The 18,952-nt window shown below is 72.9% G+C and carries 13 protein-coding genes and 1 pseudogene; 3 read left to right on the top strand and 11 right to left on the bottom strand.

All coding sequences use genetic code 11. The features are described 5' to 3' along the window. Positions 1 to 49: 49 nt before the first annotated feature. The 3 genes from ACF07B_RS15825 to ACF07B_RS15835 all read right to left on the bottom strand — a co-directional run bounded on the left by ACF07B_RS15825 (position 50) and on the right by ACF07B_RS15835 (position 3,053). A complete protein-coding gene (locus ACF07B_RS15825; protein WP_392179366.1) occupies positions 50 to 967 on the bottom strand; it encodes an XRE family transcriptional regulator in 918 nt (305 codons plus the stop codon). Between the two features lie 345 nt (positions 968 to 1,312). Next, positions 1,313 to 1,882: a DUF3017 domain-containing protein gene (locus tag ACF07B_RS15830; RefSeq protein WP_392179537.1), complete on the bottom strand. Its 570-nt coding sequence runs from the start codon at positions 1,880 to 1,882 to the stop codon at positions 1,313 to 1,315. 316 nt (positions 1,883 to 2,198) lie between these two features. Continuing rightward, entirely contained in the window at positions 2,199 to 3,053 is an 855-nt protein-coding gene (locus tag ACF07B_RS15835) for a bifunctional methylenetetrahydrofolate dehydrogenase/methenyltetrahydrofolate cyclohydrolase (RefSeq protein WP_081218974.1), read from the bottom strand. 333 nt (positions 3,054 to 3,386) lie between these two features. On the opposite strand from ACF07B_RS15835, the gene ACF07B_RS15840 reads away from it, so the two are divergent. Further along, positions 3,387 to 4,022, top strand: coding sequence for a hypothetical protein (locus ACF07B_RS15840; protein WP_369483430.1), 636 nt, complete (start codon positions 3,387 to 3,389; stop codon positions 4,020 to 4,022). A 175-nt stretch (positions 4,023 to 4,197) separates the two neighbouring features. Here ACF07B_RS15840 and purH read toward each other — a convergent pair whose 3' ends face one another. Both purH and purN read right to left on the bottom strand, forming a co-directional pair. After that, positions 4,198 to 5,787, bottom strand: a complete 1,590-nt coding sequence (gene purH / locus ACF07B_RS15845; RefSeq protein ID WP_369483428.1) for a bifunctional phosphoribosylaminoimidazolecarboxamide formyltransferase/IMP cyclohydrolase — start codon at positions 5,785 to 5,787, stop codon at positions 4,198 to 4,200. Continuing rightward, positions 5,784 to 6,404 (bottom strand): phosphoribosylglycinamide formyltransferase, encoded by a 621-nt coding sequence (gene purN, locus ACF07B_RS15850; protein WP_369483427.1) that lies wholly within the window; start codon positions 6,402 to 6,404, stop codon positions 5,784 to 5,786. Before purN ends, purH begins: the two co-directional genes overlap by 4 nt. A 471-nt stretch (positions 6,405 to 6,875) precedes the next feature. On the opposite strand from purN, the gene ACF07B_RS15855 reads away from it, so the two are divergent. After that, a complete protein-coding gene (locus ACF07B_RS15855) occupies positions 6,876 to 7,742 on the top strand; it encodes a hypothetical protein (protein WP_392179367.1) in 867 nt (288 codons plus the stop codon). A gap of 56 nt (positions 7,743 to 7,798) precedes the next feature. Here ACF07B_RS15855 and ACF07B_RS15860 read toward each other — a convergent pair whose 3' ends face one another. Beyond that, positions 7,799 to 9,640 carry a DUF6350 family protein gene (locus ACF07B_RS15860; protein WP_392179368.1) on the bottom strand — a complete coding sequence of 614 codons (1,842 nt, stop codon included), beginning with the start codon at positions 9,638 to 9,640 and terminating at the stop codon, positions 7,799 to 7,801. A 108-nt stretch (positions 9,641 to 9,748) separates the two neighbouring features. On the opposite strand from ACF07B_RS15860, the gene ACF07B_RS15865 reads away from it, so the two are divergent. Then, positions 9,749 to 10,945, top strand: coding sequence for a helix-turn-helix domain-containing protein (locus tag ACF07B_RS15865; RefSeq protein ID WP_392179369.1), 1,197 nt, complete (start codon positions 9,749 to 9,751; stop codon positions 10,943 to 10,945). A 252-nt stretch (positions 10,946 to 11,197) separates the two neighbouring features. Here ACF07B_RS15865 and sucD read toward each other — a convergent pair whose 3' ends face one another. From sucD to ACF07B_RS15890, 5 genes and pseudogenes are all read right to left on the bottom strand, one after another. Further along, complete coding sequence (gene sucD, locus ACF07B_RS15870; protein ID WP_362407747.1) at positions 11,198 to 12,082, bottom strand: succinate--CoA ligase subunit alpha; 885 nt, start codon at positions 12,080 to 12,082, stop codon at positions 11,198 to 11,200. 21 nt (positions 12,083 to 12,103) lie between these two features. Further along, positions 12,104 to 13,282 carry an ADP-forming succinate--CoA ligase subunit beta gene (sucC, locus tag ACF07B_RS15875; RefSeq protein WP_365870771.1) on the bottom strand — a complete coding sequence of 393 codons (1,179 nt, stop codon included), beginning with the start codon at positions 13,280 to 13,282 and terminating at the stop codon, positions 12,104 to 12,106. A 449-nt stretch (positions 13,283 to 13,731) separates the two neighbouring features. Beyond that, a complete protein-coding gene (locus tag ACF07B_RS15880; protein ID WP_384240950.1) occupies positions 13,732 to 14,895 on the bottom strand; it encodes a VWA domain-containing protein in 1,164 nt (387 codons plus the stop codon). 341 nt (positions 14,896 to 15,236) lie between these two features. Then, positions 15,237 to 17,798, bottom strand: a pseudogene (locus ACF07B_RS15885) (DUF5682 family protein); the annotation flags it as partial. Then, the gene (locus ACF07B_RS15890) at positions 17,795 to 18,940 is read right to left on the bottom strand and encodes an AAA family ATPase (RefSeq protein WP_392179370.1); all 1,146 of its coding nucleotides are present in this window, start codon (positions 18,938 to 18,940) and stop codon (positions 17,795 to 17,797) included. The pseudogene ACF07B_RS15885 and the gene ACF07B_RS15890, both read right to left, overlap by 4 nt. Positions 18,941 to 18,952 lie beyond the last annotated feature (12 nt).

The raw sequence follows: 18,952 nt of genomic DNA on the forward strand, positions 1-18,952 counted from the left end.
CTACAACACACCCGACACCGCACCCGCACCCGCCAGCACAGCGAACCCGCTACGCGGTACACCCCGTCCGCCCCGACCCCAGCGTCACGCACGCCCTCGCGTCACCGGCGCCCTTCACCACGACCATCGGCGTGTACGTATCCGCGTCCGTGCCCACCACGGCGGTCCGCTTCGCCCCGGCCCCCGCCGACACCTCGACCCGGTCCCCCGCCGCCGCCCGCGTGACACGGGCCCAGGCCGCCCCGCAGGTCTTGCTGTACCGCACCTCCACCAGCGCGGTCCCCACCGTCACGCTGGTCGCCGTCGTGGCCAGCCGACCACCGCAGCCCATCTTCTCGGGGTCCTTCCCCCCGCAGGAGGCCCCACCGCACTTCACCCCGGGCGGCAGAACGGGCCGCGGACTCCCGGAGGCCGTCGGCGTCTTCGGCGGGGCGCCCACGTCCTTCGTCCCTCCGCCACGGGTGAGCCAGAGCGTGGCCGCGACGACGGCCAGGGTCCCCACGACACCGGCGGCGAGCACCATCTGCCGCCGCTTCCGCCGCGCGGAGCCCTGCCCCGGGCCGGCCCCGGCGGGCCGGGCGTCCTGCGGCTCCGGCGCCCCGGCCGCGGGAGCGGGGACCACCGGACCGAACTCCCCCGGCGCAGCCCGCGCCCGGGAGGCGCGTAGCGCCTCCATCGTCGTTTCGTGGCGCGTCTCCGAACGGCTCCACGCACGCTCGGCCAGCTCCCACATCGTCGCCAGATGCACGGGACTGGCCCCGGTCACCTCGGCCAGCGCGACGACCGCCCCTTTGGGCGCGAGCAGCCTGGCGTTCAGGTAGCGCTCCCAGGATGTCCTGCTGTAGCCCGTACGGTCGGCCACGGCCGCGACACCCAACCCGCTCCGGTCGACGAGCAGTCGGAGCTGGTCGACCAACTCCGAGACCCGCGGATCGAGTTCGCCCGGCAAGGCCTTCCAACGAGGCATCGTTTCCCCCACTCCCCCAGTACACGCCAGTGTTCCATCAGTGCAGACGACAGGGCAGAGGGCAGGGCACCGAGGGCGTCAACGACGTTTCCCCGAGCAGGAGTTGGACGGTTCCCGTCATACGGCGAGCACACCGTGCCGGAATGGTCACTTCCGTGCCACAGCGGGCTGAGAGCTGTTGAACAGCGCGTTCTCGTGCACAAGGGTTGACCCCGGGCGGAACACTCGCCCGATCGCGGCCCGTCCTTGACTCGGGGGAGAGGACGGGCCGTCGTCATTCCCGAGAACGAAAGGGCCCGCCCTCCCCGGAGGAGAGGACGGGCCACCGGCTCGCACGACCGCGGTTCAGCGGACCGTGAAGTGCAAGGTGTCGTCGAGGAACGGGATCTCCAGCCACGGGTGGGGCTGGGCCATCAGCGCGAGCACCACGATGGCGATGCCGAGGACGCTGTAGGTGACCATGTCCGTGAAGCGGGAGCGGACCGCGAGCATGCCGACGCTGGGCAGCATCCATCGCATCACGGCACCCGCGAGCAGCGCGGCGCCGATCAGGATCGTGCCGACCCGGAACACGTCGAGCGCGGTGAGCAGCAGGCCGAGCGCGACGGCGGACAGCACGGTGAGGATGGGCCACTGACGCGCGGGCGCCGGGGCGTCCCCGGGCGCGGCCCGGCCGCCGCCCTCGGGCTGTGCCGTGTCCCGGGTGAACAGCGGGAAGCGCCGGGTGGTGCGCCGCGGCTCGCCCTGGGCATCGGGAGCGCTGATCGCGTCCCGGACGGTCATCCCGTCGAACTCGGCGTCACCCTCAGACCCAGCCCCGGACCCGGCGTCAGCCTCAGACCCAGCCCCGGACCCGGCGTCGACCTCGGCCCCAGACCCAGCACCCGACTCGGCGTCAGCCTCGGCCCCGGCCACGGCCACGGCGTCAGCCTCAGACCCAGCCCGGGACTTGGCGTCCCCCTCGACCCCAGACCCGGCACCGACCCCGGACTCGGCGTCAGCCCCAGACCCAGCCCCGGACCCGGCGTCGACCTCGGCCCCGGCACCAGCCCCGGCCCCGGCCCCGGCGTCAACCGCAGCCTCGGCCTGAGCCTCCGTCTCCGCTCGGTCCCCGGCCGCCCCGGTCTTCGACTCGGTCTCGGTCTCGATCTCGCTCTCCTTCTCGGACGCGGACCGCACACCGGCTCCGGGCCCCCGGCCGTCGGAGCCCCCGGCCACGAAGGTGTTGCCGTCAGCCGACACTGCGTTCCGCCGCTTCCACCACGTTGACGAGCAGCTGGGCCCGGGTCATCGGGCCGACACCGCCCGGGTTCGGAGAGATCCAGGCGGCGACCTCGGCGACGTCCGGGTGGACGTCTCCGACGATCTTGCCCTCGGCGCTGCGCGAGACACCGACGTCGAGGACGGCGGCGCCCGGCTTCACGTCCTCGGCCCGGATGAGGTGGGCGGAACCGGCGGCGGCGACGATGATGTCGGCGCGCTTGAGGTGCGCGGAGAGGTCACGGGTGCCGGTGTGGCACTGGGTGACCGTGGCGTTCTCGCTGCGCCGGGTCAGCAGCAGCGGCATCGGGCGCCCGATGGTCACACCGCGGCCGACGACGACCACCTCGGCGCCCTTGATCTCCACGCCGTAGCGGCGCAGGAGCGTGAGGACGCCGTTGGGGGTGCAGGGCAGCGGGGCGGGCTCGTTGAGGACGAGACGCCCGAGGTTCATCGGGTGCAGGCCGTCCGCGTCCTTGTCCGGGTCCATCAGTTCCAGGATGCGGTTCTCGTCGATGCCCTTGGGGAGCGGCAGCTGGACGATGTAGCCGGTGCAGGCGGGGTCCTCGTTCAGCTCACGGACCACCGCCTCGATCTCTTCCTGCGTGGCGGTCGCGGGCAGTTCGCGCTGGATGGAGGCGATGCCGACCTGAGCACAGTCGCGGTGCTTGCCGGCGACGTACTTCTGGCTTCCGGGGTCGTCCCCGACCAGGACCGTCCCGAGGCCGGGCGTGACGCCCTTCTCCTTCAGGGCCGCCACGCGGACGGTCAGGTCGGACTTGATCGCGGCTGCGGTGGCCTTGCCATCGAGAATCTGGGCGGTCATGCCCCCCATCCTCCCGGATGACGCGGTCCAGGTTCCAATCCGGGTCCGCGGGGGCCCCGCGACGGCCCTTCAACGGCCTGTCCGTGGCTTTCCGTGGCCTTTCGGCCACCTCGCAGGAGCCGCCGGACGCCCGATTCGCCCGTATCCGGCCATGATCACTCATGTTGCACTTGGACAACACATACGGAAGGGCGCTGGACAAGTAAGAGTCTGCTAAAGAACGATGAGCACACACAGTGTCGCGGGCAGTACCGGGGGGACGGACCGCTCTGTTGAAATTCCTCCGAACCGTGCCGCGCGTAGTCCCGCACCAGGCAACGGAGGAAACCCGCCATGAGTTTCGGCGACCCGAACAACCCCTACGGCCCGCCGCCGCAGCAGCCTCCCGCCGCCCCGCCGGGCGCGCCCGGTTACGGGTACCCGCAGGCCCCGCCGAGCGTGCCCCCGCAGGGCTACGGCTACCCGCAGCAGCCCGCTTACCCCGGCTACCCGGGCGGCACCATGATGCCGCAGACCATGCCGGGCCTGATGACCACCGCGCGCGTGCTGCTCTACATCGTCGCCGGCGTGCAGATCCTCATCGGCATCTTCGCCATCTTCGGCGCCGCCACCATCAACGACGCGTCCAACGCCGGCGAGGACACCTTCGGCAGCAACGGCTTCTCCGACATCGGCCACGACTCCGCGGGCATCATCTTCGTCATCGCGCTGCTCTTCCTCGGCCTCGCGGGTCTGTCGATCACGCTGGGGGTCAAGTTCACCAGAGGTGGGCAGGGCATCCGGATCACCACGATGGTCTACGGCATCCTGGGCTCCCTGTTCGGCGTCCTCGTCCTGATCTCCGCGGCGAACGCCAACTCCTCCGCCGCCCTGGTGTGGGCGCTGCTCTGGATCGGCTTCGGCGGTGTGATGGCGGCGGCGATGATCGCGCCGTCCGGCGTCGCGTGGTTCAACCGTCCCCGTTACTGACCGGACCACCCGCGCGACCGATCCGCCGGACGGTCCACCCGGCCGCCGAACGGACGGTTCGCGTCACGCACATCACAAGGGCCGTGTCCCGCCCCGTACGAGGGGGAGACACGGCCCTGGTGTTGCGCGGACCGCGCCGGGACCCGTACGGGGACGGCCCGGCGCGGTTGCCTGCTCAGTGGAAGAAGTGCCGCGTCCCGGTGAAGTACATCGTGACGCCGGCCTTCTTCGCGGCCTCCACGACCAGCTCGTCGCGGACCGAGCCGCCGGGCTGGACCACGGCCTTGACACCCGCGTCGGCGAGGATCTCCAGGCCGTCGGGGAACGGGAAGAACGCGTCCGAGGCGGCGTAGGAGCCACGGGCGCGCTCGGCACCGGCCCGCTCGACCGCGAGCTTCGCGGAGTCGACACGGTTGACCTGGCCCATGCCGACGCCGACGGAGGCGCCGTCCTTGGCGAGCAGGATCGCGTTGGACTTGACCGCGCGGCAGGCGCGCCAGGCGAAGGCCAGCTCGTCGAGCTCGCCCTCGCTCAGGGCGTCACCGGTCGCCAGCGTCCAGCTCGCCGGATTGTCGCCGGCGGCCTGGAGCCGGTCGGTGACCTGGAGCAGCGCGCCGCCGTCGACGGGCTTGATCTCGACGGGGGCGGCCGGGGCCTGGTGGGCCCGCAGCACGCGGATGTTCTTCTTCTTGGTGAGGGCTTCGAGGGCGCCGTCCTCGTACTCGGGCGCGACGATGACCTCGGTGAAGATCTCCGCGACCTGCTCGGCCATCTCCCTGGTGACCGGGCGGTTGACCGCGATCACACCGCCGAACGCGGACAGCGGGTCACAGGCGTGCGCCTTGCGGTGCGCCTCGGCGACGTTCGACGCGACCGCGATCCCGCACGGGTTGGCGTGCTTGATGATCGCGACGCAGGGGTCCTCGTGGTCGTACGCGGCACGGCGGGCGGCGTCCGTGTCCGTGTAGTTGTTGTACGACATCTCCTTGCCGTGCAGCTGCTCCGCCTCGGCGAGACCGCCGGTGCCGGAGGTGTAGAGCGCGGCCGGCTGGTGCGGGTTCTCGCCGTAGCGCAGCGTGTGCGCGCGCTCCCAGGTGGCACCGAGGAAGTCGGGGAACGCCGAGTCGTCGACCGGCGCGTACGAGGAGGCGAACCAGGAGGCGACGGCGACGTCGTACGCGGCCGTGTGCTGGAAGGCCTCTCCGGCGAGCCGCTTGCGGGTGTGCAGGTCGAAGCCGCCGCTCTGCGCGGCGACGAGGACGTCGCCGTACCGGTCGGGGCTGGTGACGACGGCGACGGAGGGGTGGTTCTTGGCCGCGGCGCGGACCATCGAGGGACCGCCGATGTCGATCTGCTCGACGCACTCGTCGGGGCTCGCCCCGGACGCCACCGTCTCCTTGAACGGGTAGAGGTTGACGACGACGAGGTCGAACGGCTCGACGCCGAGCTCGGCGAGCTGCTGCCGGTGGCTCTCCAGGCGCAGGTCGGCGAGGATCCCGGCGTGGACCTTGGGGTGCAGGGTCTTGACCCGGCCGTCCAGGCACTCGGGGAAGCCGGTCAGCTCCTCCACCTTGGTGACGGGCACACCGGCCGCGGCGATCTTCGCGGCGGTGGAACCGGTGGAGACGAGCTCGACACCGGCCGCGTGCAGCCCGCGGGCCAGCTCCTCAAGACCGGTCTTGTCGTACACACTGACGAGCGCGCGCCGGATGACCCGCTTGGTGCCCTCGGTGTTCTCGGCCGTGACTGTGCTGTCGGCGGTCACTGGATAACTACCTTTCGTCCCTCAATGCGATAGCCGTTGCGGGCGAGCCGCCCCACGACATCGACGAGCAGCGTTCGCTCGACTTCCTTGATGCGCTCGTGCAGAGCGCTCTCGTCGTCCTCGTTACGGACCTCGACCACGCCCTGGGCGATGATCGGTCCGGTGTCGACGCCGTCGTCGACGAAGTGGACGGTGCAGCCGGTGACCCGGGCTCCGTACGCGAGCGCGTCACGGACGCCGTGGGCGCCGGGAAAACTGGGCAGCAGCGCGGGATGCGTGTTGACGAACCGTCCGCCGAACCGGGCGAGGAATTCCTTCCCCACGATCTTCATGAACCCGGCGGACACGACGAGATCGGGCTCGTACGCGGCGGTCGCCTCGGCGAGCGCGAGATCCCACTCGTCCCGGCTGCCGTGGTCCTTGACCTTGCACACGAAGGTCGGGAGTCCGGCACGCTCGGCCCGCGTGAGTCCCTCGATGCCGTCCCGGTCGGCGCCCACGGCCACGATCTCGGCACCGTAGGCCGCCGGTCCCGCCTCGGCGACGGCGTCGAGCAGTGCCTGCAGATTCGTACCTGATCCGGAGACCAGCACGACGAGGCGCTTGGTCTTGGCCACGAGAGGGCCCTTTCTCGGGGGAGCGTTTGTACGGTCGTACGAATGCTTCGCGCCCCGGGATACGGGGAAGTCTACGAAGCGGCCGACCGTGGGCAACGATACCGGCACACCGGGCGGCCCCCACGGGACGGGGGCGAGGCCGGAAGGTAGCGTCTGGGGAGGATCCACCCGGGAACGCCTCCGGCACGGGGAACGCCCTGTGTGCGCGAGACGTTGACCTGGGACCAGGACGTACGTCCGGGGCATGACCCCGGCACCACCCGCGGCTCGGGTTCCGGAGACCTCCGGAGCGCGCGTCCGGGGGTACGAAGCTCGGGGCGCGAGTCCGGAGTGCGAAGCTCGGGGCGTCAGTCCGGGGCGGACCGGCCCGAGGCGTCAGCCCGGGAGGACCGGCTCGGGGCGCGCGTCGCGAGCGCGAAACTGTGTGAACACGCCGCCTGCCAGAACCACCAAGGGGAAGACGCTCACCTGATGCCGGACCGCAGTCTCCGACTCCCTCCGCTCCTGCTGCGCGAGCGGCGCTCTTCGTCCACCCCGCCGAGGCCGGGCGAGGGCGGCTCCACCGGCGGGCCCGGCTCCGCGGACGGGAACGGCGACGGCTCGGCGGGCGGGAGCGACGGCCCCTCGGGCGAGCGCGGACCCGACGCGCCCGGCACTCCCCCGTCCGGCCCGGCCTCCGCGGGCCAGGAGGACAATCCGTTCGCGCCGCCGCCGGAGGGGACACCCGACCGGCCCTGGCAGCCGCGCCGGCACGGACAGGGCTCCGGCGAGAACGACGGGGACGGACAGCAGGGCTCCGGGCACTCACCCTGGGGCAGCCAGTGGAGCGACCGGCAGCCCGGTCCCTCCAGCGGCGGCGGTTTCGGCGACCGGCCGGGCGCGCCGCAGGGGCAGGGCGGCCCCGAGGGCCCTGGCGGCACGCCTGGCGGAGGCATGCGCTGGGACCCCACGGACCCGGCCCAGCGCCGTGCCCGTTACGCACTGCTCTCCGGCATGTGGGCGTTCTTCTTCGTCCTCTTCGGCTGGCCGTACGTGGCCCTGCTGCTCGGGGCGCTCGCCCTGTACTGGGGCAGCAGCGCCCTGCGTTCCAAGACGCGTACGCCGGACCCCGACGCCCCGGCTCCCGATCCGAACACCCGCCCGCAGAAGACCGCCGCCGTGAGCGGCATCGTCACCGCGTCGCTGGCCATCGTGCTGGTCGCCGGGGTCTTCACCGCCCACCTCGTCTACAACGACTACTACTCCTGCACGAACGACGCCCTGACGACCGCCGCGAAGCAGTCCTGCAACGACCTTCTCCCGAAGGATCTGCGCGGCCTGCTGGGCACCCACAACTGACGACGGGCCTGCCGCCCGGGCATCCCCGGGCGGCAGGCCGGTCCGCCGTACCCGGGTCAGCGGGGCGAGCCGCCGTCCAGGTCGTCCGGGCCGGGGTTCTCCGGCCCGCGCTCGGTGCGTGGCTCCCGCCCCTCCGGACTCTCGAACAACTCCCGACCCTCGGGGCTCTCCCCGTCCCCGGGGTCCCCCGAGTCCCGCGACTCCGGCTCAGGAGGCGGCCCCCCCGCCTTCCGCAGGGCCTCCCAGCGGGTCTCCCTCGACGTATCCCCGTGCCAGGCGCCTCCCGTGGGTTCCCCCGGCAGAGGGTCGTACGGCTCGAAGGGGTCGTAGGAGTCGTACGGGTCGTAGGCATCGTACGGATCGAAGCTGTCGACGACAGACGCCAGTACCGCGGGGTCGACCCGGCCGTCGGCGGACGGCGACCCCTGAAGCGGAACCGGCGTCGGCAGCGGCGGCGCGGAGGCGCCCCTCCTCCCCGGCAGCCAGGCAGACACCCGCAGCCGCGGAGTCCACCCGATCCCTCGCAGGCCCCGCCGGGCACCCGTGCCCCCGGCGCCCGCGCGCCCCCGGTCCCGCCACACGGCAGCGCCGGCCGCGACGGGAATCCCGACGACCGCCGTCCACACCGCCGTCACGGGCCCCACCTGCCACCACACCGGCCCGAAATGGGTCAGGGCGCGGACCCCGAGCGGCCCTCCGGCCAGCCCGGCGAGCACACCGAGCGCGAGGCCGCACCATCCGGCGGCGATCGAGACGACGGCCACCGTCCGCCCGAGCGGCAGCGCGACCTCCCGGCCCGGGGTTCCTCGCGCGGCCCCCGCCTTCACCGCGCGCCACGCCACCGTCACCCCGGCGGCCAGCGGCACCAGCGCGCTCAGCCAGGGCGACGGCGCCGCGGATCCCGCCTGCGGCAAGGCCGCGAGCAGGGGAAACGCGGGGAGCAGATCGGCCGGGGTGTGCGCCCCCGAGACGGCCGCGGTCAGCGGACCGGCGACGTGCCCCGCGCTCAGGACGACGCCGGGCCCGAGCCCGTACGCCGCCCCCCACACGGCCGCGTTCGGCACCAGGACCAGACACAACAGCAGCACGGCGAAGCGGCCCGACCATCCCCCGGTGAGCTGCACGAACGCGGCGCGGGCCGTGTCCCCGTGCCACGCGAGCGACGCCGCCACGAGCAGGGCCCCGCCTCCGACGAGGACCGCGACCCCGGCCGCGGCGGCCCGCGCCGCGCCGCCGAGCACCCGTTCGTCGGCGTCGACCAGACGGCGCACGACCGAGACCGGGCGCCCTCCGATTCGCGGAAGCATCCGCGCGGCCCGCCTCCCCCGGAACGGGCCGGGCCCCCACGGTCTGCCGTACGCCGTCCAGACCCCGGCTCCCGCGGCGATCACCGCGAGAAGCGGCAGGCAGATCACCGCCCAGGTCCAGGAGGGGCGCAGCGTCCCGCCCGAGGCGTACAGCACGGCGGCCCAGCCGACGGACAGATAGCCGGCCACGACCCCGGCCCACGCCGTGCGCGGTGACGACTCCGACGCGGTATCGGCCGCCTCGCGTGCGGCCCGGTGCAGCAGCCACACGGGGAGGGCGAGCAGGAGAAGCGGTGTCACCCCCACCGGCATCGGCAGGCCGGACAGGGTGTCGGTGCGGATCAGCTCCACACCGTGGGCGAGCAGCCAGAGCGCGGCGGCGACATGCAGCGCCCCGCCCGGACCGCTGTCCGGGTACGGCGAGCTGATCCACAGCACCATGACGAGGATGGCGGACGAGGCGAGCCCGAGCCCCGCGGCGACGACGCCGCCCAGGAGGCTCGCGGCCAGTCCGGGTGATCGGTCGCGCATCCGGGTGAGCAGGAGCGACAACGAGAGCCTGCGGTCGGTGATTTGGGTCACGGCTCTCATGCTCCCAACGACACGCGCTTTCTCGTCGTAACAGGCGAACCCTGGATGTGTCGCTCAATATGCAGTTATGTACTTTTTCGTACGAAGGGGCATTCTGTGGAACCCGAGATGACACAGAGCCCCGCCACCCCGCTGCCGGCGCCCAAGGAGCGCCGCCGTCTGCGCGAGAACCGGTCGCTGTCCCAGGCCGACATGGCCACCCGGCTCGGCGTCAGCCGGGCGACGGTGCGCTCGTGGGAGACCGGCCGTTCGGCCCCGCGCGGCCGCATGCGGGAGGCGTACACGAGGCTGCTCACGGCCGATCCCGCCGACGCCCGGCCGGAGATGAGCACCCCTCAGGAGGACGTCACCCCTGAGCTGGTGGGGGCGGGGAGGGGGGCGAAACAGAAACGTGCCGCCCGCGTCGGGGAGCGGTCCCGGCGGGACCGGGCCGAGGAGCGGCTCACCGAGGAGCTGCTCACCGAAGGGTGGCTCGCCGAGGACGGACACTCCGGGCTCCCGGAGCCGTCACTGACACCCGCTCAGGCCTTCGACGCCCTCTACGCGTTCTGCGCCCCCGCCCTCGTACGACAGGCCTATCTGCTGACCGGGCGGCGCGAACTGGCCCGCGAGTCCGTGGAACGGGCGTTCCAGGAGGCCTGGTACCGCTGGCCCGAGGTGGCCGTCGACCCGGATCCCGCCGGATGGGTGCGCGCGACGGCCTACGAGTACGCGCTCTCCCCCTGGCACCGGCTGCGCCCTCGCTACCGTCACCCGGAGGCGCCACCCTCCGGCGCCGCCGAGCGCGCCCTGCTCGACGTACTCCTCGAACTGCCGCCCGTGTACCGGCGCACACTGGTGCTGTACGACGGCGTGGGGCTCGGGCTGCCGGAGACCGCGGCCGAGACGGAGGCGAGCACGCCCGCGGCGGCCAACCGGGTGCTGCACGCGCGCGAGGCCGTCGCCGCGCGGCTGCCGGAGCTGTCGTCGCCGGAGGACCTGCACCGGCGGCTGACCGAACTCGCGAGCGCCGAGCGGTTGCGCGCGGCGAAGCCCCGCACGGTCCGCTGGTACGGGGAGCGTCGGGCCCAGCAGTGGACCCGGGCGGCCATCGCCTTCACGGTCCTGCTGATCGGGGTGACCGCCCTGACGCTGGTCACGGCCCCGGACCACTACGAGGAACCCCTCGCGCCGCCGGAGACCATCCACGGCCTGCCGCCCAAGGCCGCCCCCGGGCCGCTGTCCGCGGCGGAGCTGAAGCTGCGCGCCAGGCTGAGGTCCCAGGAGATGAACGGCCCGGAACGGCTGATCCCGGAGAACCGCTGACGCCGGAGATTCCGGGGCAGCCGTGACCGCCGGGGCCGCCGGGAGGTGGACGCCAACGCCGGGGACGCCGCGGACGCGGAACGCCGGAGACGCCGAGCACCGGCGCCACGGACGCCAGCGCCGGTGATGCCAGGCCCGCGGACGTCGGGGGCGCGGAACGCCGCCGACGCCGCTGACGCGGACGCGCCGAACGCCGGTGGGCCCGCACCCTCGAAAGGGTGCGGGCCCACCGGCGTTCGGTCGAGCGTCAGCTCAGCCGGCGAGGATCTCGCGCGCGAGCTTGGCCGTCTCGGTCGGCGTCTTGCCGACCTTGACGCCCGCGGCCTCGAGGGCCTCCTTCTTCGCGGCGGCCGTGCCGGAGGAGCCGGAGACGATGGCGCCGGCGTGGCCCATGGTCTTGCCCTCGGGCGCGGTGAAGCCGGCGACGTAGCCGACGACCGGCTTCGTCACGTTCTTCGCGATGAAGTCCGCCGCACGCTCCTCGGCGTCGCCGCCGATCTCGCCGATCATGACGATCAGGTCGGTGTCGGGGTCGGCCTCGAACGCGGCGAGCGCGTCGATGTGCGTCGTACCGATGACCGGGTCGCCACCGATGCCGACGGCGGACGAGAAGCCGATGTCACGGAGCTCGTACATCATCTGGTACGTCAGCGTGCCGGACTTCGAGACCAGGCCGATGCGGCCCGGCTTCGTGATGTCGCCCGGGATGATGCCGGCGTTGGACTGGCCCGGGGTGATGAGACCGGGGCAGTTCGGGCCGATGATGCGGGTCTTGTTGCCCTTCGCCTTCGCGTACGCCCAGAAGGCCGCGGAGTCGTGGACGGCGATGCCCTCGGTGATGACGACCGCGAGGGGGATCTCCGCGTCGATCGCCTCGACCACGGCGGCCTTGGCGAAGGCCGGCGGCACGAAGAGGACGGACACGTTGGCGCCGGTCTTCTCGATGGCCTCGGCGACCGTGCCGAAGACGGGGATCTCATTGCCGTCGATGTCGACGGAGGTGCCCGCCTTGCGCGGGTTAACGCCGCCGACGATGTTCGTCCCGTCCGCGAGCATGAGCTTGGTGTGCTTCATACCCGTGGCACCGGTCATGCCCTGGACGATGACCTTGCTGTCCTTGTTGAGGAAGATAGCCATGGCTGTTTAGTCCCTCGTCCCTTACTTCGCAGCCGCGAGCTCGGCGGCCTTGTCGGCCGCGCCGTCCATGGTGTCCACGCGCTGGACCAGCGGGTGGTTGGCGTCCGACAGGATCTTGCGACCCAGCTCGGCGTTGTTGCCGTCGAGACGCACGACCAGCGGCTTGGTGACAGCCTCGCCCTTGTCGGCGAGCAGCTGCAGCGCCTGGACGATGCCGTTGGCGACCTCGTCACAGGCGGTGATGCCACCGAAGACGTTGACGAAGACGGACTTGACGTCCGGGTCGCCGAGGATGATCTCCAGGCCGTTCGCCATGACCGCGGCGGAGGCGCCGCCGCCGATGTCGAGGAAGTTGGCCGGCTTCACGCCGCCGTGGTTCTCACCGGCGTACGCGACGACGTCGAGGGTGCTCATGACGAGACCCGCGCCGTTCCCGATGATGCCGACCTCACCGTCGAGCTTGACGTAGTTGAGGTTCTTGGCCTTGGCGGCGGCCTCGAGCGGGTTGGCCGCGGCGTGGTCGACGAGCGCCTCGTGGTCCGGCTGGCGGAACTCGGCGTTCTCGTCCAGCGACACCTTGCCGTCAAGGGCGATGACCTTGCCGGAGGCGACCTTGGCGAGCGGGTTCACCTCGACGAGGAGGGCGTCCTCCTTGATGAAGGTGTCCCACAGCGTCACCAGGATCTCGGCGACCTGCTCCGCGACCTCGGCCGGGAACTTCGCCTGGGCGACGATCTCGCGGGCCTTCTCGATCGACACGCCTTCGTTGGCGTCGACCGGCACCTTCGCGAGGGCGTCGGGGTTCTCCTCCGCGACGACCTCGATCTCCACGCCGCCCTGAACGGACGCCATGGCGAGGAAGGTGCGGTTCGTGCGGTCGAGGAGGTACGAGACGTAGTACTCCTCGACGATCTCGGGCGCGGTCTCGGCGATCATCACCTTGTTGACCGTGTGGCCCTTGATGTCCATGCCGAGGATGTCCGTCGCGCGGGCGACGGCCTCGTCCGGGGTGGCGGCGAGCTTGACGCCACCGGCCTTTCCACGGCCACCGACCTTCACCTGGGCCTTGACGACGGACTTGCCGCCAAGACGCTCGGTCGCCTCGCGGGCTGCCTCAGGCGTGTCAATGACTTCACCGGCCAGCACCGGTACACCGTGCTTGGCGAAGAGGTCCCTCGCCTGGTACTCGAACAGGTCCACGCGCGTCCGTCCCTATCAGTGATCTCGCGGTTCGTTGGATGCGTGGGCGTGCCGCGAAGGGCAACGTGACGTCCGCTGTCACAAGGGTGGCGCACACGATGTCCGAGCGCGCGGCATGTCCGTCTCGCAGGTTATCGCCGTGGGGCACGGGTCCCTAAATCGCAGCTCACACGACGGCGGTGATACCTGTCACAGATCCTGCCCGGAGGGGCCCTCACCTGGCCGGGGATCACCCGGTGAGGCCCCTGTGAGCAGCCACTGAAGGTCCCGCGCGGCCGGCCGTTCACCGCCGGGGACCTGTCGGCGGGTGCCCGCGGGTCCGGTCGGGTGGATCCGCCGGCTTTCGGCCGTACGGGTCCCCTGAGCCCGCCGAGGCCGGTCGTCCGAGCCCGCCGAGGCCGGTCGTCCGCGGTCAGGACGGGGACCGCTCACGCTCGGGGCAGGAACGCTCACCTCGTGTCCGGGATCGGGATCGGCCGCTTCTCGATCGCCGCCGCCATCACCTCGGGGAACAGATCAGGTGTGCAGGCGAACGCCGGCGCGCCGAGCGCCGCGAGCGCCGCCGCGTGCTCGCGGTCGTACGCGGGCGCCCCCTCGTCGGACAGCGCGAGCAGCGTCACGAACTGCACCCCCGACGCCTTCATCGCCGCGACCCGCTTCAGCATCTCGTTGCGGATCCCGCCTTCGTAGAGGTCGCTGATGAGGACGACGACCGTGTCGGCCGGTCGGGTGATCTGCGACTGGCAGTAGGCGAGCGCCCGGTTGATGTCCGTGCCGCCGCCGAGCTGGGTGCCGAAGAGGACGTCGACCGGGTCGTCGAGCTGGTCGGTGAGGTCGACGACGGCCGTGTCGAAGACGACGAGCCGGGTGGAGATGGACCGCATCGACGCCAGCACGGCACCGAACACGGAGGCGTAGACGACCGACGCCGCCATCGACCCCGACTGGTCGATGCAGAGGATGACCTCCTTCTTCACGGACTGCGAGGCACGCCCGTAGCCGATCAGCCGCTCGGGCACGATCGTGCGGTACTCGGGCAGGTAGTGCTTCAGGTTGGCCGCGATCGTGCGGTTCCAGTCGATGTCGTGGTGGCGGGGTCTGCTGATCCGGGCGCTGCGGTCGAGGGCGCCGGTGAGCGTGGCCCGGGTGCGGGTGGCGAGCCGCTTCTCCAGGTCCTCCACGACCTTGCGCACCACGGCCCGCGCGGTCTCCTTCGTCGTCTCGGGCATGGCCTTGTTGAGAGAGAGAAGGGTGCCCACCAGATGCACGTCGGCCTCCACCGCCTCCAGCATCTCGGGCTCCAGGAGCAGGGTGGACAGCCCGAGCCGGTCGATGGCGTCCCGTTGCATCACCTGGACGACGGAGGAGGGGAAGTAGGTCCGGATGTCGCCGAGCCAGCGCGCGACCGACGGTGCCGACGCCCCGAGCCCCGCCGAGCGGTCCCGCCCCGGCCGCCCTCCGCTCCCCTTCCCGTAGAGCGCGCTCAGCGCCCCGTCCATGGCCGCGTCCCGGCCGGAGAGCACGCGTCCGGTGCCGTCCGCCTCCTCGCCGCCGAGCACCAGCCGCCATCGCCGCAGCCGCTCGTCCTTGGCACCCGCAGCCGCCTCGGTCATGGACCCACCCTCACAAGATCGTTGTCGATGTCGGTGCCGGTGCCCGTGCCGGTCCTGGTGTCCGCGCCGGTGTCGGGGCTGGTGTCCGTGCCGGGGCCGGTGTCGGGGCTCGTGTCCGCGCCGGTCCGGGTGTCCGTCGCGGGGCCGGTGCCGGTATCCGTGCCGGGGTCGGTGGCCGTGCCGGGGTCGGGGTCGGTGGCCGTGCCGGGGTCGGGGTCGGGGTCGGTGGCCGTGCCGGGGTCGGGGTCGGTGGCCGTGCCGGTGCCGGTGGCCGTGCCGGTGCCGGTGCCGGTGGCCGTGCCGGTGCCGGTCTCCGTGCCGGGGTCGGTGGCCGTGCCGGAATCGGCCAGGCCCAGCAGCAGGCTCAGCAGGGGCAGGACGGCGTCGGCGCGCCCGGTGTCGAGGTCGGGGGCGAACCCGGGTATGCCGGAGCCGGCGCCCGAGCCGGCGGTCTCGGCGTTCGCCCGCGGCGCCGGGCCGCGCCGGACGAGCTCGCCCAGAGTCCTGCGCACTCCCGCCTCGTACGCCGAGAACGTCCGGCGCAGCAGTGGCAGCACATCGGTGAACGCGTCCGCCGGAACCCCGGTCAGCCATGTGTCCACCAGCGCGAGCAGCCGCTCGTCGTGCACGAGCAGCATGCCGCCGGAGCCGCCCCCGACGAATCCGTCGATCCACGCGGCCCCGTCCGCGGGTTCCGTGCCCGGCGACAGCACGAGACCCATGAGCCGGGCGGCCTCCTCCTGCGCCAGCTCCCTCTCGTCCAGGAGCAGCCGGACGGACCGGCCTCTGACCACACCCGGCACGGTGTCCCGAGCGGCGAGCACCCGCAGCACCGCGTGCCAGCGCCCGCGGATCCCCCCGGACGCGGCGGCGGCCCCCGGGGTCTCCTCCCCCAGCAGCCCCACGGCCCCGTGCACGGCGTCGAGGTGGCGGCGCATCTCCTCGGCGGCGTCACCGTCGAGGGCGGCGCAAGCAGGGGGAAGGCCGACGAAGACGCGTTCGGCGAGGCCGGCCGCGACATCGGCGAGGGCGTGGGTGTCCGTGCCGCGTACGTCGCCGTAGCGCAGGGAACGGACGAGCGCGGGCAGGGCCTGCGCGAGATGACCCACGTCCGTGTCGAGGGCGGCACGGTCGGCGAGCACCCGCATCACCACGGGCAGCGCGTCCGGGAGCCCGGCGAGCAGGCAGCACTCGGCGAGGGCCGTGACATCCGCGAGGGACGGCGCGCCGACGGCGTCCGCCTCGGCCTTGGCCGTCGCGGCGGACAGCACGGTCGTACCCCACACGCCGGCCTCGGCGACCCGTACCGACAGCTCCGGCTCCCAGCGCAGCCGCCAGGTCTCGCGGAAGGTTCCCGTGCTGCCACGGGACGCCGAGGGCTCGCCCCAGGCGATGCCCAGGAGCCGCAACCGGTGCAACAGGGTGCTGCGTCCCGCGTCGGTCTCCTTGCGCAGGTCGAGCTCCATCTCCCGTTCCAGCGCCTCGGGCCTCAGCCGCAGCCGCCGCTGCGCCTGCGCGAGGTCCCGCTGCAACGGCACCGCGGGAGCGGATTCCGGCACCTCGCCGAGCACCTCGCCGACCACGAGGCGGTCGCGCACCAGTTCCAGGGGGACGTCCGAGCCCTCACACATCACGGCCCGGACGGCGTCGGTGGTCTCGGTCAGTCCCGGCAGCGGGCGACCGCGCATCGCGGCGAGTGTCTTGGCCAGTCGCACGGCCTCGATGACGTGGGCCGACGACACACCCCGGTCCTCGTCGCGCAGCAGCCTGGCCACCTTCGTCATCCATCGCTCGACCGGGCGGTCGGGGGCGCCGAACAGATGCCCGTACCAGCCCGGCGAGTCGATGCCCGCTCCGTAGCCGCTGGCCCGGGACAGCCGGCGGTGCGTCCAGGGCACCCACGTCAGCTGGACCTTGGCCTTGGGCAGCCCCTTGAGGAGTGCCCGGTCGGCGCCGACCGTGGCCTTCCGCCGCAGCGCGGGAACGTGCCAGGCCCCGCACACCACGGCCACGTCGTCCCCGAACTCCCGCTGTGCCGCCCGGATCTGGAGCCGCATGTACGCCTCGCGCACCAGGTCCCGGTCGTGTCCACCGGCCCCGTACGCCTCGCGCAGCGATCCCATGGCCTCCTCCAGCACGGCGAACGGAGCGAACGGGTCGTCCGCCGCACCGGCCCGGTGCTCGACCACGTCCTCCCACCAGCGCTCCGGGTCGTCGTAGCCGGCCGTCTCGGCGAGCACCGCGAGGGGGTCGATCCGCAGGGCGGCCCCGTCGGCCGAACGGCCGGAACCACCGGCCGCCTCCGGCCGCCCGGGTTCGTCCGAGGGACCGGGATCCCGCGCGGCACCGTGATCGCCCGAGAGGCCGGGGGCTCCGGCCGTACCGGGATCGTCCGAGGGACCAGGATCGGCTTCCGGCGCGGGGGCGCCCCCGGGGCCGCAGGCGTCGGGCTCTCCGGCCGGGGGCGGGGTGTCGGAGGGCGCGCTCACCGGCCCGTCCCGGTCGGGGTCCGTCCCTTCTTCCCGCTCGGCCAGGGTGTGGGCGGCCGGAAGGTCGATGAAGCGGGCCGGCACCCCGTGTTCCAGGGCCCACCGGATCGCCACCCACTCAGGTGAGAACTCGGCCAGCGGCCAGAAGGCCGAGCGGCCGGGCTCGTCCACCACGTGGGCGAGGAGCGCCACGGGCGGCCGCATGTCCTTGTCGGCGGCCAGCGGGACGAGGGCGTCCGCCTCGGGCGGCCCCTCGATGAGGACGACCCGGGGCGCCGCCGCCTCCAGCGCCGCCCGTACGGCGCGCGCTGACCCGGGCCCGTGGTGCCGCACACCGAGCAGCAGCGGCCCCTGCCCCCGGACGATCACCCCGCCCCCCGGCGCGGGTGGCCCGGCGTCCCGTTCGGCGCTCATACGCTCACCTCGCGGCAGGCGCGGTAGAAGTCCTTCCAGCCGTCCCGCTCGCGGACGACCGCTTCCAGATACTCCTGCCAGATGACGCGGTCGGCGGCCGGGTCGCGCACGACGGCGCCGAGGATGCCGGCGGCGACGTCGCTCGCCCGCAGGACGCCGTCGCCGAAGTGGGCGGCCAGAGCGAGGCCGTTGGTGACGACGGAGATCGCCTCGGCCGTGGACAGCGTGCCGCTCGGCGACTTCAGCTTCGTCCGGCCGTCGGCCGTGATCCCGTCACGCAGCTCACGGAAGACGGTGACGACCCGGCGGATCTCGTCGACACCTTCGGGCACGGCGGGCAGATCGAGCGACTGTCCGATCTGGTCGACCCGGCGCGAGACGATGTCGACCTCGGCCTCGGCGCTCTCCGGCAACGGCAGCACCACCGTGTTGAAACGGCGGCGCAGGGCGCTGGAGAGTTCGTTGACCCCGCGGTCCCGGTCGTTGGCCGTGGCGATCAGGTTGAACCCGCGGACGGCCTGCACCTCCTGGCCCAATTCCGGTATCGGCAAGGTCTTTTCGGAGAGAATCGTGATCAGGCTGTCCTGCACGTCCGCGGGTACGCGCGTCAGTTCCTCGACGCGGGCCGTCATGCCCTCGGCCATGGCCCGCATGACGGGACTCGGCACGAGCGCGTCCCGGCTGGGCCCGTGCGCGAGCAGCCGCGCGTAGTTCCAGCCGTACCGGATGGCCTCCTCCGGCGTGCCGGCGGTGCCCTGCACGAGCAGGGTCGAGTCGCCGCTGACCGCGGCCGCCAGGTGCTCGGACACCCAGGTCTTCGCGGTGCCGGGCACACCGAGCAGAAGCAGGGCCCGGTCGGTGGCGAGGGTGGTGACGGCGACCTCGACGATGCGCCGCGGCCCCACGTACTTGGGGGTGATCACGGTGCCGTCCGGCAGTGTGCCGCCCAGCAGATAGGTGGCCACGGCCCAGGGCGACAGCAGCCAGCGCTCCGGACGCGGCCGGTCGTCCTGCGCGGCGAGCGCGGCGAGTTCGGCGGCGAAGGCGTGCTCGGCGTGCGGTCGCAGCGCCTCGCTCGGCAGGCTCGCCCCCTTCTCTCCCGCGGGTGCGTCAACAGACGTCGGTTCTACGGACACGGACATGCCTCGGTCCCC

This window comes from Streptomyces sp. NPDC015532 (assembly GCF_043078065.1).
Taxonomy (GTDB): Bacteria; Actinomycetota; Actinomycetes; order Streptomycetales; family Streptomycetaceae; genus Streptomyces.

What these genes read in the sequence shown, in the direction of transcription:
- ACF07B_RS15840 (WP_369483430.1), top strand. Translation starts at nt 3,387, where the DNA reads ATGAGTTTCGGCGACCCGAACAACCCCTACGGCCCGCCGCCGCAGCAG.
- sucD (WP_362407747.1), bottom strand. Translation starts at nt 12,082, where the DNA reads ATGGCTATCTTCCTCAACAAGGACAGCAAGGTCATCGTCCAGGGCATG.
- ACF07B_RS15835 (WP_081218974.1), bottom strand. Translation starts at nt 3,053, where the DNA reads ATGACCGCCCAGATTCTCGATGGCAAGGCCACCGCAGCCGCGATCAAG.
- ACF07B_RS15860 (WP_392179368.1), bottom strand. Translation starts at nt 9,640, where the DNA reads ATGAGAGCCGTGACCCAAATCACCGACCGCAGGCTCTCGTTGTCGCTC.
- ACF07B_RS15890 (WP_392179370.1), bottom strand. Translation starts at nt 18,940, where the DNA reads ATGTCCGTGTCCGTAGAACCGACGTCTGTTGACGCACCCGCGGGAGAG.
- ACF07B_RS15880 (WP_384240950.1), bottom strand. Translation starts at nt 14,895, where the DNA reads ATGACCGAGGCGGCTGCGGGTGCCAAGGACGAGCGGCTGCGGCGATGG.
- ACF07B_RS15855 (WP_392179367.1), top strand. Translation starts at nt 6,876, where the DNA reads ATGCCGGACCGCAGTCTCCGACTCCCTCCGCTCCTGCTGCGCGAGCGG.
- ACF07B_RS15865 (WP_392179369.1), top strand. Translation starts at nt 9,749, where the DNA reads ATGACACAGAGCCCCGCCACCCCGCTGCCGGCGCCCAAGGAGCGCCGC.
- ACF07B_RS15825 (WP_392179366.1), bottom strand. Translation starts at nt 967, where the DNA reads ATGCCTCGTTGGAAGGCCTTGCCGGGCGAACTCGATCCGCGGGTCTCG.